Origin of the sequence: Endobacterium panacihumi, assembly GCF_050847465.1 — a bacterium.
GTDB classification, from domain to species: Bacteria; Pseudomonadota; Alphaproteobacteria; order Rhizobiales; family Rhizobiaceae; genus Neorhizobium; species Neorhizobium panacihumi.
This window is the reverse complement of the sequence record NZ_JBOZRA010000006.1, coordinates 79,317-93,006: the sequence shown is the minus strand read 5'-3', so window position 1 is coordinate 93,006 and position 13,690 is coordinate 79,317. Positions and strand designations below refer to the sequence as shown.

The window sequence follows — 13,690 nt, the reverse complement described above, 5'->3', positions numbered from 1 at the left end:
CAAAAAAGCCATTCTATCGTGAATCATCGGTACATGTACCTTCGGCGGCCATTCTGTCGCCCTGCGCTTTTCATGAGAGGCACTTTTATGCGGCAGCAATTCGCCCTTCGTCTGCTTTCCGGCGCGGCTTTCGCCGCAGCCCTCATGCTGGGTAGTCAGGCGCTTGCCGCTGCCGGCACTGAAAAGCCGGCGACCGAAGAGGCCCAGGCGTTTGATGCCGGCAAGGTCAACACCTTTTCCGGCGCATTCCTGGCCGCACGCACGGCCGATGTGGACCACGATTATCCGAACGCCATCACGCTCTATCGCAAGGCGCTGGAACTGGAGCCGGCCAATACGGAAATCCGCGAGCGGCTGATGCTGTCGCTTCTGATGAGCGGCGATTTCGATGGCGCACTGCCGATTGCACAGGATTTGAAGGCCGATGAGGCGGTGGAGCGCATCACCACCATCGTGCGCGGGCTGGACGATATCCGCAAGGGTAAGTTCACCGAGGCCGAAAAGCTTCTCACCTATAAGGGATCCAACGATCTCGACCGCATCACCCATACGCTGCTGGCAGCCTGGGCACGCGTCGGCGCCGGCAAGGGCAAGGAAGCCCTGACGCTGGTGCGTGGCATGAAGGGTCCGGCCTGGTTCAAGGTGTTTACCGATTATCATCTCGGCGCCATGGCGCTGGTTTCCGGAGACATCAATACCGCCCGCTCCAGCCTGACGGCGGCGATCACCAACGATGATGGCGTCGCCACCACGCCCGACACGTTCATGCGCGCGATCATGGCCTTGGCGCGACTTGAAGCCAGCCAGGGCAACAAGCAGAAGGCGCTCGACACGATTGCCGTCGGCGACCGCCTGATTAGCAATTACGCGCCGCTCAAGGCCCTGCGCCAGAGCATCGAGGGCGGCGACAAGCCTGCCCAGCAGGTAACGACCGCCACCGAAGGTGCTGCTGCCGTGCTGTTTTCCGTCGGCGGCGCGCTGAACCGCCAGGGCGCGGAAGAAATGGTCTCGCTCTACCTGCACATGTCGCATGCGCTGGACCCGAAAAGCGCCGACACGCTGATCATGCTCGGCGGTATTGCCGAAAAGCTGGAACAGCCGAAACAGGCAATCGAACTCTATGGCAAGGTGCCGGCGGATTCGCCGATGCGCCGCATTTCCGAGCTGCAGCTTGGCCTCACCCTTGCCCAGACCGGCAAGGTGGACGAAGCCCGCGAGCATCTCAAGAACCTGATCGCTTCCGATCCGACCGATCTGCGCAGCTATCTCGCCTATGGCAGCGTTCTTTCCGACGCCAAGGATTTCAAGGCCATGGCGGAGAATTACGACAAGGCTGTCGAAGTCGTCGGCCCGATCGCACGCCCGGCAGACTGGACGATCTTTTTCCAGCAGGGCATTGCCTATGAGCGCCTGAAGCAGTGGGACAAGGCCGAACCCGCCTTCCGCAAATCGCTGGAGCTCAACCCGGAACAGCCACAGGTTCTGAACTATCTCGGTTATTCCTTCGTCGACATGAACCGCAATCTCGATGAGGGCATGACGATGATCCGCAAGGCCGTCGATGCACGGCCGGATGACGGTTATATCGTCGATTCGCTCGGCTGGGCCTATTATCGTCTCGGCCAGTTCGATGAGGCGGTGACGGAACTGGAGCGCGCCGTGCAGCTGCGCGCCGGCGATGCCGCCATCAACGACCATCTGGGCGACGCCTATTGGCGCGTGGGCCGCAAGCTGGAAGCCAATTACCAGTGGAAGCGCGCGCTGACCATGGAGCCGGAAGAAGCGGAAATTCCAAAAATCAAGGCGAAGATCGACAACGGCCTGCCGCCTGCCGAGCCGATCAAGCGCGCCGAAACCACGGTGACGGAACCGGCAAAAACCGAAACGCAGACCGCCATGGTGACGCCGCCAAATCCGGCACCGGCCACGCCTTCAACGGCCGAGACGCCGGCGGCCGATGCCGCGCCGAAGGCAAACAGCTATACGGTGAATGCGGGCGACACGCTGTGGAAGATCGCCAATGACGCATTGGGCGATGGCGACCGCGTGATGGAGCTGATCCGTGCCAACCCGGCACTGCGCCGCAACCCGAACCGGATCTTTCCGGGCATGGTTCTCGACCTGCCGGGTGAAGCACCGGCAGCCACGCCAGCCGCCACTCCCCCCGCCACTGGCAACTGACGCGGCAGGCGAGGCATGACCGTAATACCCACGGTGACGCAGGCGAGCGAACTGGCGCGTGCGAAAATCAATCTGGCGCTGCATGTCACCGGCCGGCGTGCCGATGGTTATCACCTGCTCGACAGTCTCGTGACCTTTTGCGATACCGGCGACCGGCTGGACATCTCCGCTGCCGCCGAGGACCGGTTTTCCATCTCAGGCCGGTTTGCCGCAGCCCTTGGTGACCCGTCCGACAACCTCGTGCTGAAGGCGCGTGACGGGTTGCGTCAGCGCCTCGCCGCTGCCGGTATCATCACCGGCCCCGTTGCCATTCATCTGGACAAGAACCTGCCCGTCGCGTCCGGTATCGGCGGCGGCTCTGCCGATGCCGCCGCCGCCCTGCACGGCCTGATGCGCGTCTGGAACGCCGATCTGGAGCCGCAGGAGGGACAGGCCCTGCTCCTCTCCCTCGGCGCCGATGTGCCGATGTGTTTTTCCGGCAGGCCGCTTGCGGCACGCGGCATCGGCGATCAGATAAGCGTGTTGCCGCAGATGCCGGCCATGGCGCTTGTCCTCGGTAATCCGTTGATCGGCGTCTCGACGCCCGCCATCTTCAAGGCACTGGAACGGCGCGACAACTCACCTGTGAGTGCGCTGCCCGCCGCCACCGACCTTGGGGACTGGATCGACTGTCTGGCCGCGTTGCGCAACGATATGGAACCGGCAGCAACGATGCTGGTGCCGGAGATCGCCACACTGCGCGCCATGCTCGATGCCGAGGGCGCGCTGCTGTCGCGTATGTCCGGTTCGGGCGCCACCTGTTTCGGTATTTTCGAGAATGGGGAAAAGGCCCAGACTGCCGCAGCGGCATTAAGCAGCGCGCGTCCCGACTGGTATTTTTGCGCGACATCCACCGTGCCGGGCGGGGTCGGATAAGGCCCGTCAGCGCGCGGCTATTTGCGCGCCGCCCAGGCCGGCACCATCTCGCTGATCAGCATGAACGTCTTCTGTCTCTGCACCAGCTGCTCCAGCGGCATGCCCGATTTGGCGATTGCCATCGCCTGTGATTTCGGCAGAACGAAACCATATTCCAGAGGCGGAACACGACGGCTCAACCGCTTGAAGAAGGATGGCAGATGATTGCGTGACGGCGAAAATTTCGCCGCCTGCCTGTTCATCGCCAGATGTTCGCCCAGCTCGTCGATCCAGCCCATCTGCGGGCGCGCACCCGGCTCCATCAGAAGCAGCCATTCGCCGCGCACGGAACGCAGGATGTCCTTGATATCCCAATGGTTATGGAAACGGCATCCGGCCGCGTCCGCCACCCGCGCGCTGCCATCGCGAGAGCCGTGATCGAGGATCACCACATCGCTCACAAGCCCCTCCACGGCGCCCGCCACAAGCACAGACAGGGTCTGCGCCAGTTCCGTTTCCTGATCGCGGCATTCCATGATGACAGTCAGCATTTGTGACAGTTAGCCCATAAAGGCACGAAACGCCACTCGCAGGATCTCGCATTTTTGTTCTTGCAATGTTCCGTTTTCTTCGATAGGAATTTTGTCATTGCAGCGGCGCATCGCCGCCTGCGGGAGATTCCGATGAACGAGCTGTCAGATTTGAGGCAGGGTGCGCTTGCACCTGGCCATACGGCAGATATTGCCAACGCACTGGTGAACGCTTCCGGTCTTCGGATCGAGATCGACCGCCGGCGCGGACGCGGCGCGGGCATCAACCCGAGCGGCCGTTTCGAGGAACAGCGCCGCGAGACGTTTGACGACGGCTGGCAGTCGCTGGAAGAACTGGAACCGTTCCGCACCGAAGTGCAGGTGGAAAAGCCGCGTACGGCAATCACCCGCAACGACAGCCCGGATATCGGCTTCGACCGTTCCATCAATCCCTATCGCGGCTGCGAGCATGGCTGCATCTATTGTTTTGCGCGCCCGACGCACAGCTATATGGGCCTCTCTGCCGGGCTCGATTTCGAGGCAAAACTGTTTGCCAAGCCGGATGCGCCGCGCCTGCTGGAACGCGAACTCAGCCGCCCGGATTACAAGGTGCGGCCGATCGCGATCGGCACCAATACCGATCCCTATCAGCCGATAGAGAAGGAATGGCGCATCATGCGGCAGATCCTCGAAGTGCTGCAGAAGGCCGGGCATCCGGTTCTGATCGTCACAAAAGGATCGTTGATCACGCGTGACATCGACATTCTCTCCGACATGGCGGCCAAGGGTCTGGCCAAGGTCGGCATTTCGGTGACGACGCTCGACCGCAAGCTGGCGCGCAGCATGGAGCCGCGCGCTGCTACGCCGTCGCGTCGTCTGGAAACCATCAAGGCGCTGACCGAAGCCGGCATCCCGACAGCGGTGATGATGTCGCCGGTCATCCCGGCGCTCAACGACCACGAGATCGAACGCGTGCTGGAGGCAGGCCATGCGAGCGGCGCGCGCGAGGCGAGTTATGTGCTTCTGCGCCTGCCGCTGGAGGTGAGCCCGCTGTTTCGCGACTGGCTCTTGCAAAACTATCCGGACCGCTACCGGCATGTGATGAACCTCGTGCGCTCGATGCGCGGCGGCAAGGATTACGACGCCGATTTCACCAAGCGCATGAAGGGCGCCGGCCCCTATGCCTGGCAGATCGGCCGCCGTTTCGAGATGGCGACCAAACGGCTCGGTATGGCACGGCGCGGCATGTCTCTGCGTGACGATCTGTTCGTGCGGCCTGATGGAGGCGGCGTGCAGCTGTCGCTGCTGTAAAGACGCATTTCAAGAATTTCGACACGGTCCACCGCCGCTTTCCGTGTCGAATTGCCCCGGCCCCGCTCTCCCCCTTGCGGGAAACGTTGCCGCCGTTATGCCGGGGCTTGCAGGAGATCGGGTCGGCGTGCGATTTTCGCCGCCATGAAAAAAAGCACGCCGCCCGATTCTCCCAAACTCTTTGATCCTCTGCCGCTGAAACCCGATTTCAGCATAGAGGAGGCCGCCCGCGCGGAAGGCCTGTGGCCGGTCGCCGGCACCGACGAGGCCGGACGCGGACCTTTGGCCGGACCGGTCGTTGCCGCTGCCGTCATTCTCGACCCTGAAAACATTCCGGCGGGACTGAACGACAGTAAAAAGCTCAGCCTGAAACAGCGTGAAAAACTGTTCGACGCGATCATCGCCACGGCGCAGGTGTCGATTGCCTCATCCGGCCCACAACGCATCGACGACATGAATATTTTGCGCGCCAGCCTGGATGCCATGCGCCGCGCCGTGGCGGGGCTGGAAACGCCCCCTGCCCTCGTTTTATCCGACGGTCGCGACGTCGTGCCCGGCATCACCTGCACCGGCCGCGCCGTCATCAAGGGCGATGCCCGCTCCGTCTCGATCGCCGCCGCCTCTATCGTCGCCAAGGTGACGCGTGACCGCATGATGGCGCGCGCCGGCGCTGTGTGGCCCGCCTATGGGTTTGAGGGGCATGCCGGCTATGGCACGGCGCAGCACCGTGGCGCCATCATCGAGCATGGCCCGTGTGTGTTGCACCGGATGAGTTTTCGGCCACTGAAGAAGGATGGAGTGGTGCTGGATTAGATTCACCCGGCTAGGCCCCTGGTTTACCAATCATCCGTGCGACGAGTTCAGGCTTCCACTCCACATACTCAACCAACATCCCGTCCGGATGTCGGATATAGTTGAACACGCCGGTCTCCACGGCAGTTGATGGCAGCACGACCACAGCGCCGGCCATGACCAAAGCGTCCGTTGTTTGCTGGAGATCATCCACGATCACCGGTCCGGCTGCCTTGCGCGCCAATGCAAGCGAATTCTCGTCGCCAGCGATGACCAGAAAATCGCCGATGGCGGCCTGTTCGACATCTGCCAGGTCCGAATGCGGTTTTGCGCCGTCTCCTGCAATTGACTGGAGCAATTTGGGGTCGTCTGACCAGAAGCGGAGGTCCGCCGGGCGGCCGACTAGTTTTTCAAGGAAAGGCAAGGCATCATCAAGCGAGCGAACAAATAGCCTCGCGTATGTTTTCAAAATCATAGAGGTCCCTTTCTGTTGAAGTCCCCAATATCAAGCTGCAGCGAACCATCCGCCAGTACGCACTTTAAGGTGCCCGGTGTGGAGACGGGGGCGAGCGCGCCTCATTCCGAGGAAAATCAGGGCGATAGCGACAATACGTTACGCGCCCGGCAAATGCTCTCGTTGTCTGCCGCCAAGTGGTCATTGCCTGTCCTCGAGGCGATTGAGGAGGGCACACTTCGCTTCAATGCGCTCCAGCGCAAGATCGACGGCATCAGCCATCGACTGCTGACCGTCACGCTGCGCAGATTGATCGCGGAAGGGCTTTTGCTGCGTCACGAATATGACGAATCCATTCTGCATGTGGAGTATAATCTGACCCCTGCGGGTCGTGATCTGCTGGAAACGGCACATCAGTTCTGCACATGGACGTCACTTCATCCGCCCAGATGAGGTGATAGTGCGGCACCCGATCCATCCATGGATAACAGGACTGCCAACAAGGCATCGGCCGATCCCAAAATCGGCCGGAAATCATGGCGTGGGCATCGCAGTACGGCTTTGAAACCGAGCAAAGACGACACGATCCCCACAAAGCACAAAAAAGCCGGGCGTCACCACCCGGCTTTTCAAATTTTTACTCTGATCGGATCGATCAGTTCAGACGCGTCTTCACCTGGGCGACGGCGTCCGAAAACAGCGCGTTGCGGGTGGCGGCGTCGGTCTTGGCGGCGATCACCTGTTCGGCGGCGGCGACTGCGAGGTCGACGGCAGCGGCGCGGACGGACCCGATCGCGTCGGCTTCGGCCTGGCGGATCTTCTGTTCCGAAAGCGCGTTGCGGCGGGCGACGAATTCTTCCGTCTTCTGCTTTGCTTCTGCGGTCAGGGCTGCTGCTTCGCGTTCGGCAGCGGCAACGATGCCGGCTGCTTCTTCTTCGGCTTCCTTACGCTTCTTCTGGTATTCAGCCAGCAGCGCCTGGGCTTCTTCGCGAAGACGCTTGGCTTCGTCGAGTTCTTCGCGGATGTTGTCGGCGCGCTTGTCGAGCGAGTGGCCCATCTTGCCCGGAACCTTGAGATAGGCAACGAGCGCGAGGAAAAGGATCAGGCCGACGAGAGCGTAAAATGTTGCATCAAAAGCCATGGATCACGCTCCCTGCTTGGCGGCAGCAACCGCGGTCTTGATGTCGGCATCCGTGGCCTTGGCGCCGATCAGCTGATCAACAATGGCGGAAGCGGTGTCCGACGCGATGTCGCCAACGTTGGCAAAAGCCTTTGCCTTGATCTCGCCAATGCTGGCTTCGGCGGCTGCGAGCTTTTCGGACAGTTCCGCTTCGATGGCGGCGCGGTCGCTCGCTGCCTTGGTCTTGGCGGCTTCGCGGGCAGCATCGGCAATGCCGGCGCCCTTGGCGCGCGCAGCGGCCAGCTCCTTTTCGTAGGTCTCGACGGCTGCGTCGGCTTCGGCCTGCAGACGGTTTGCCTCGGAAAGGTCGGCGGCGATGCGGTCATGGCGATCCGACAGGATGCCAGCCAGACGGGGGCCGAGAACCTTCTGGATCAGAAGGAAAAATACGCCGAAAGTGATGACGAGCCACAGAAGCTGCGAAGCAAAATGGGCGCTGTCAAAGGGCGGGAATACGCCGCTTGCATGAGCGTCATCATGAGCAACACCAGTTTCGGTATGCACTTCGCCCGCGGGAGCGGCGCCCGGTGCAGCCGGCGTCTGTGTGGCTTCCGGCGCGGTCTGCGCATGTGCCGGTGTCACGAACATCATCACCTCCAGGTGGAATTCGAATATCGAAGATGGCGGCCACCCTCAAAGGAGCCGCCGCCATCCGTATGCATCAATTCGCCGCGAATTAGACTGCGAAAAGCAGCAGGAGAGCGATGAGCAGCGAGAAGATGCCCAGAGCTTCCGTAACGGCGAAGCCGAATACCAGACGGCCGAACTGGCTGTCAGCGGCAGACGGGTTGCGCAGGGCGCCCGACAGGTAGCTGCCGAAGATGTTGCCGAGGCCGAGGGCCGTGCCGGCCATACCAAAGCAAGCGAGACCTGCGCCGATGAACTTTGCTGCTTCCGCTTCCATGATGATCTCCTTAGAATGGGTGTTGCGGCTGATGACTGACGCCTTCAGGACGCCAATGGGTAGTTATCCTTAGTGCCCGCCGGGGTGAACTGCGTCGTTGAGGTACATGCAAGTCAGTACCGCGAAGACATAGGCCTGGAGGAAGGCGACGAGGAATTCGAGACCGGTGATGGCAACGGTCATGATGAGGGGCAGGATTGCGCCGCCGATACCGATCGGGCCGAGAGCCGCGAGCGAAACGATGAAGCCTGCGAAAACCTTGAGCGTGATGTGACCTGCGAGCATGTTCGCGAAAAGACGAACGGAGAGCGAGATCGGACGCGACAGGAAGGAAATGATTTCGATGAGCACGACCAGCGGCAGAAGAATGCCCGGAATGCCCGACGGCACGAACACTTTCAGGAAGTGCAGGCCGTGCTTGTAGAAGCCGTAACCGACGACCGTGCCGATCACGAGAACGGCGAGCGCGAAGGTGACGATGATCTGGCTGGTGATCGTGTAGAAATACGGGAACAGGCCGAGCAGGTTCGCGGTCAGAACGAACATGAACAGCGAGAAGACCAGCGGGAAGAATTTCATGCCGTGGCTGCCCGCGCCTTCGCGCAGCATGTTGGCGATGAATTCATAGGACATTTCGGCAACCGACTGCGCACGGCCCGGGATCAGGCTCTTGGAGGCGGAAGCGAAATACAGAAAGCCGGTTGCGACCGCGACGGTGGCGACCATGAACAGCGATGCATTGGTGAACGACAGGTCGACGCCGCCGATCTCGATCGGAACGATCTTGGAGATCTGGAACTGATGGATCGGATCGTTTGCCACCGCTTACCCTCTTCCTTCGCCGCGCATATCGCGCTTTGTATTCTCTATTACAACGAAACGGCTTGGCACCGCGTCATTCAGTCTCAATTGGCATCATCCTTGCCGGAAAACGGTGACGGCGCCACCATTCCGACCGAACGAAGTACATTCAGCACACCTGCACAGAAACCAAGAAGGAGCAGGATAATCAGCCCCCACGGCTTCGACGCCGGCCAAACCAGCCCAAGGACGTAGCCCAGCATAGCGCCAACCGCGATCGCAGCTATGAATTCGGAGGATATTTTCAGTCCGAGGGCCATGCCTTTGCGGCTCGCCTCCGACTGCTCTTCCCTCACCACCCCTGCCGCGTCGTCCGCACGCTTTTCCGCAAGTTCCGCGGTCAAGCGCTTTCGGCGCTGCTCCAGACCTTCGTCCCGGTCATCCGTCATTCGCGTCATCCTCTCCCCATCACCATCCCGGCAAGCCGGTCCAGAGATGCCTGAGCCAAGGAAATCGCGCCTGAAGGCCCGTTTTGAAGTCGCCGCAACATAGTTTTGCACGCCCGCATAGTCAAGGCGTTGCAAGTGCTTCATCCAGTACAAATTAACCGATGGAAATCAGATGCTTAGATGTTTTCACAAGACTCGGCGCCAATCTGGCGGGAGAATCGGTGACACCTCAGCTCCAGCCGCCGCCATAGGTGCGGTAGAAGACATGCAGGCCGATGCGGCCTACCTTCTGCATGGAACGGGCCCAGCCCGGGCGCACATAAACGGCATGATAATGGGTGGCGGAACCGACTTCGGTCAGCCAGATCTTGCCGGCAGTCACGGCCATGGCAACCTCGCGCGCCATCTTCCAGTGTTCTTCCGAGCGGACGCGATCCTTGATGTTGTCGCAGGCAAAGGAGAACTGGCAGCGGTTGCGCCAATCCTCGTTCTGGTAAACCACGCCGCAGATCGTGTCGGGGTAGGCCGGGTTGCGGACGCGGTTGAGAATGACCTGCGCGACCGCCGCCTGCCCTTTCACCGATTCCCCACGCGCTTCGAAATAGATGCCGGAGGCGAGGCACTGCTGTTCCTTCGGCGTAAAAGCGGCCGCCGGAAGTGCCGTTGCCGCCCAGGCGTGATCCTTGGGGCCGATCTCGGGCACGAAACGACCGGCATTCGGTCCGGATTTCGAAGGATCGGTCAGGATGGCATCGAATGGCGACTGGCGGGAATAATCCGGCTTGGCCGGCGCATAGGCGGTGGCGAGAATATCCGGGTTGGTATTGGTGACCAGTTTGGCGATCATCGGGTCCATGCCGCCCTCGATCAGCTTGTCTTCCTTCTTGCGGAAATAGAAGGCCGCAAGCTCGACACTCTTTTCGCCCTTCTTCGGCTTCACGAAGGCAACCTTTTCCGTGCCTTTTTCCGGCTTGCTGAACAGATAGCTGGTGCGCTGCAGAACGGAGCCGGCGGTAAATGCCTTGGGCGGCAGCATGCGCTCCACCGCCATCACACGGCCCTTCTTGGCACCACGATTGACGCGCTCCTCGTCGGTCGTGCCGTCGCCGGGATTGTCCTTTTCCGTGTTCGGCTTGCCATTGCCGACAAAGGCGACCTTGCGGCCATCCGGCAGTTGCATGCCGGCGTCGCGGGCATTTGGAAACGCCAGTTCGGCATCATGGGTGGAGCCGGCGGGCGAATTGGTCATGACCATGCGCCACTGGGCGCCGTCACGCTCGAAGCCAGACAGAAGATCGGTGAGATCGCCATTCGACGGAACGGCTGGGAAGACGAGCCAGGCGGCGAGGCCGAAGACGGCGGGGGATGTCCACCCTTCCATACGGAACGAGGACTTGCGACGCAAAACGCTGATCGAACGCAAAACCGGGTACTCCACAAGGCAGGCCGCTGGCAAAACACAAAGCAGGCGAAGGCAAATCGATGCCCTGAAGATGAATCATTAACCTTGATGAGCGGTTAACGCCTCCGGGCTCAAGCCCTGCAAACCATGGCGTTTTAGCGTTTTCACACAAACGTCAGCGCGACGTGACCTTTTGGCCACGCCGCATAAGAGACAAAAATGTGAAGAAAAACCGTGCGGTTATCGGCTCGGAGATGTCCCGCCGGGGCCGTTACAGCCAGCCCTTCCAGCGGAAGAAGAAAAACGGGATGACGGCGGACAGAACCATGGCGAACAAAGCCAGAGGGTAACCGATCGTCCAGCTGAGTTCCGGCATGTGTTCGAAATTCATACCGTAGATGGAGGCGACCAGCGTCGGCGGCAGGAAAACGACGGAGGCGATCGAAAAGATCTTGATGATGGAATTCTGCTCGACGCTGATCAGGCCGAGCGAGGCATCAAGCAGGAAACCGATATTGCTGGACACGAAACCGGCATGTTCCGAGAGGGTGGCAATATCGTGCTCAACCGTCTTGCACAGGTCCTCGATTTCCGGGTGGTGATGGATCTGCGGCACGTTCAGCAGAAAGGTCAGCATGCGTGACAGCGAACCGAGACTGTCGCGCACCTTGCTGATCAGCCGGTGATGGGCGGCGATATCGGCAAGCTTGTTTTCGAGAAACTGCGGCGGCCGGCGCGTGGCGCGCGGGCGAAAAATTTCCTTCGAAAGCTCGTCGATATGCACGACAGCGGTCTCGAGGATTTCCGCCGTGCGGTCAGCAATGGTTTCCAGCAGGCGGGCGAGCAGCATCTTGCCCACCCATGGCGCCTCTGCGGGCTTGCGGCACAATTCGGCGGTGAACAGCTTGAACGATTTCGGATCGGCATAACGCACCGTCACCAGCTTGCCGGCCGTGAGGATGAAGGCGATGTCGGTGATCTCGGGCGTTTCCGAATCCGCTTTCCAGACCAGCGAGGCGGTCATGAACACCGCGTTCTTTTCGATATAAAGCCGGCTGGAGGGCTCGAAATCCTTCAGTTCGGCGCGCGTCGGGATCTCTATGCCGAGAAGCTGCTCGACATGCCGATCCTCCTCCGGGGTCGGGTCGAGCAGATCGAGCCAGACGATATCGTCGGCAAGTGCGGACGGATTTGCTTCAACGCCAAGCGCCGTGACCGAACCGTGAGAATGATAGGCATTGATCAAGACAGTTTCTCCACGGCGTCACCGGCATATACGATGGCAAAGAACGACGAAGACGGGCGACGGTTCCCGCCCTCTCCTTGACCGCCGTTATTCGAAGACGATTGCCGGAGCCTTGCGCTGGGGCCGACCCGAGACCTGCGCCCAGACGGCAGCGGCGATATCGCGGTAGATGACAGCCGACGGACCATCCGGCACGGCAGCGACAACCGGTGTGCCGGCATCGGAGCGCTCGCGGATTTCCATGGTCAGCGGCACTTCGCCAAGGAAGGGCACGCCGATGCGGGTCGCTTCGGCTTTTGCGCCGCCATGGCCAAAAATGTCGTAACGGTTGCCGGTATCGGGCGCGAGGAAATAGCTCATGTTCTCGACGATGCCGAGAAGCGGGATTTCCACCTTGCGGAACATGTTGACGGCCTTGCGGGCATCGATCAGCGCCAGGTCCTGCGGCGTCGAGACGATGACGGCACCGGCGAGCGGCACCTGCTGCGCCATGGTCAGCTGCACGTCACCGGTGCCTGGCGGCATGTCGACGACGAGAACATCGAGATCGCCCCATGCGACTTCGCGCAGCATCTGCAACAGCGCCGACTGCACCATCGGTCCACGCCAGATCATCGCGGTTTCCTCGTCGACGAGAAAACCCATCGACATGGCTTTCAGCCCGTAATTCTCCATCGGCTTGATGTATTTGCCATCGATCTGTTCGGGGCGTCCCGAAATTTTCAGAAGGCGCGGCACCGAGGGGCCATAGATATCGGCATCGAGCAGGCCGACACGCAGGCCGTTTGCCTGCAGGCCAAGCGCCAGATTGACGGCAGTGGTGGACTTGCCGACCCCGCCCTTGCCGGATGCGACCGCAATGATGGCGCCGACACCGGGTACGCCGGATTTTGCGGGCCGCGGCTGGCCGCCGGCTGGCGGGTGCGGGTGGCCGCCCGCAGGGGCCGATGGCTGCGGGCGCGGTGGCGGGGCGGAGCCGGCCTTGCGATCGGCGGTCAGCGTGGCCAGCACGCCCTTCACACCGGGAATGGCCTTGACGATCCGCTCGGCAGCGGCACGCAGCGGTTCCAGTTCATTGGCGCGTTCGGCTGGCACGCTGACGGAAAAATAGACCTTTGCATCGGAAATGAAGACATCCGAGACCATGCCGAGCGAAACAATATCGCCTTCGAGATCCGGGCCGCGCACCTTCGAAAGGGTTTCGAGAACCTGCTCTTTGGTGACTTCTGCCATGATCGACGACCTCTTCATCCATTCCAAAACGCAACGATGCGCTGCGCCGCTATACAGTGAGGCTTATAGGTCGTGATTGCCATGAAGCAAATAAAGGAGAACGGCCAAATAAACAGGGAGACAAAAAAGAACCGCCGCCGGTTACCGTGCAAGGCCATGAAAGGCGCACTGGCAACCGACGACGGTTCTTTTCTTCTGTCGCGCCTCTTGGTGCGCTTCCAGTCCCCTCTGGACCTGCAGACAATAATGCAGGGATCGTGCCAGTTTGTTCAATAGCAAAAATAACGTTGTAAATCAGAAAGTTAATTCCGGC

The 13,690-nt window shown here is 61.0% G+C and carries 14 protein-coding genes and 1 pseudogene; 5 read left to right on the top strand and 10 right to left on the bottom strand.

The window, feature by feature from the left end; genetic code table 11:
- Positions 1-87 precede the first annotated feature (87 nt).
- Positions 88-1,932 (top strand): annotated as a pseudogene (locus ACRQ1B_RS22190) (tetratricopeptide repeat protein); the annotation flags it as partial.
- A gap of 264 nt (positions 1,933-2,196) precedes the next feature.
- Positions 2,197-3,096, top strand: a complete 900-nt coding sequence (locus ACRQ1B_RS22185) for a 4-(cytidine 5'-diphospho)-2-C-methyl-D-erythritol kinase (protein ID WP_432296265.1) — start codon at positions 2,197-2,199, stop codon at positions 3,094-3,096.
- Between the two features lie 17 nt (positions 3,097-3,113).
- Here the strand turns inward: ACRQ1B_RS22185 and ACRQ1B_RS22180 are convergent, their stop codons facing one another.
- Positions 3,114-3,626: a glycosyltransferase family protein gene (locus tag ACRQ1B_RS22180; RefSeq protein WP_432296263.1), complete on the bottom strand. Its 513-nt coding sequence runs from the start codon at positions 3,624-3,626 to the stop codon at positions 3,114-3,116.
- A 132-nt stretch (positions 3,627-3,758) separates the two neighbouring features.
- Here ACRQ1B_RS22180 and ACRQ1B_RS22175 point away from each other — a divergent pair, with 132 nt between their 5' ends.
- A complete protein-coding gene (locus ACRQ1B_RS22175) occupies positions 3,759-4,916 on the top strand; it encodes a PA0069 family radical SAM protein (protein ID WP_432296262.1) in 1,158 nt (385 codons plus the stop codon).
- Positions 4,917-5,060: 144 nt separating this feature from the next.
- Positions 5,061-5,729: a ribonuclease HII gene (gene rnhB / locus ACRQ1B_RS22170; protein WP_432296261.1), complete on the top strand. Its 669-nt coding sequence runs from the start codon at positions 5,061-5,063 to the stop codon at positions 5,727-5,729.
- A 10-nt stretch (positions 5,730-5,739) separates the two neighbouring features.
- Here rnhB and ACRQ1B_RS22165 read toward each other — a convergent pair whose 3' ends face one another.
- A complete protein-coding gene (locus ACRQ1B_RS22165; protein WP_432296260.1) occupies positions 5,740-6,183 on the bottom strand; it encodes a hypothetical protein in 444 nt (147 codons plus the stop codon).
- Positions 6,184-6,336: 153 nt separating this feature from the next.
- On the opposite strand from ACRQ1B_RS22165, the gene ACRQ1B_RS22160 reads away from it, so the two are divergent.
- Positions 6,337-6,615, top strand: coding sequence for a winged helix-turn-helix transcriptional regulator (locus tag ACRQ1B_RS22160; protein WP_432296259.1), 279 nt, complete (start codon positions 6,337-6,339; stop codon positions 6,613-6,615).
- Between the two features lie 202 nt (positions 6,616-6,817).
- On the opposite strand, the gene ACRQ1B_RS22155 is transcribed toward ACRQ1B_RS22160, so the two are convergent.
- The 8 genes from ACRQ1B_RS22155 to ACRQ1B_RS22120 form a co-directional block, all read right to left on the bottom strand.
- Positions 6,818-7,303, bottom strand: coding sequence for a F0F1 ATP synthase subunit B (locus tag ACRQ1B_RS22155; RefSeq protein WP_432296258.1), 486 nt, complete (start codon positions 7,301-7,303; stop codon positions 6,818-6,820).
- Between the two features lie 3 nt (positions 7,304-7,306).
- The gene (locus ACRQ1B_RS22150) at positions 7,307-7,930 is read right to left on the bottom strand and encodes a F0F1 ATP synthase subunit B (protein ID WP_432296551.1); all 624 of its coding nucleotides are present in this window, start codon (positions 7,928-7,930) and stop codon (positions 7,307-7,309) included.
- A gap of 88 nt (positions 7,931-8,018) precedes the next feature.
- Entirely contained in the window at positions 8,019-8,246 is a 228-nt protein-coding gene (locus tag ACRQ1B_RS22145; protein WP_028750571.1) for a F0F1 ATP synthase subunit C, read from the bottom strand.
- 69 nt (positions 8,247-8,315) lie between these two features.
- Complete coding sequence (locus tag ACRQ1B_RS22140; protein ID WP_432296257.1) at positions 8,316-9,068, bottom strand: F0F1 ATP synthase subunit A; 753 nt, start codon at positions 9,066-9,068, stop codon at positions 8,316-8,318.
- Positions 9,069-9,151: 83 nt separating this feature from the next.
- Positions 9,152-9,496, bottom strand: a complete 345-nt coding sequence (locus ACRQ1B_RS22135) for an AtpZ/AtpI family protein (RefSeq protein ID WP_432296256.1) — start codon at positions 9,494-9,496, stop codon at positions 9,152-9,154.
- A gap of 229 nt (positions 9,497-9,725) precedes the next feature.
- Positions 9,726-10,901, bottom strand: a complete 1,176-nt coding sequence (locus ACRQ1B_RS22130) for a cell wall hydrolase (RefSeq protein ID WP_432296550.1) — start codon at positions 10,899-10,901, stop codon at positions 9,726-9,728.
- Positions 10,902-11,169: 268 nt separating this feature from the next.
- Positions 11,170-12,144 carry a magnesium transporter CorA family protein gene (locus ACRQ1B_RS22125; RefSeq protein WP_432296255.1) on the bottom strand — a complete coding sequence of 325 codons (975 nt, stop codon included), beginning with the start codon at positions 12,142-12,144 and terminating at the stop codon, positions 11,170-11,172.
- Positions 12,145-12,231: 87 nt separating this feature from the next.
- Positions 12,232-13,377, bottom strand: coding sequence for an Mrp/NBP35 family ATP-binding protein (locus ACRQ1B_RS22120; RefSeq protein WP_432296254.1), 1,146 nt, complete (start codon positions 13,375-13,377; stop codon positions 12,232-12,234).
- Between the last annotated feature and the right edge of the window lie 313 nt (positions 13,378-13,690).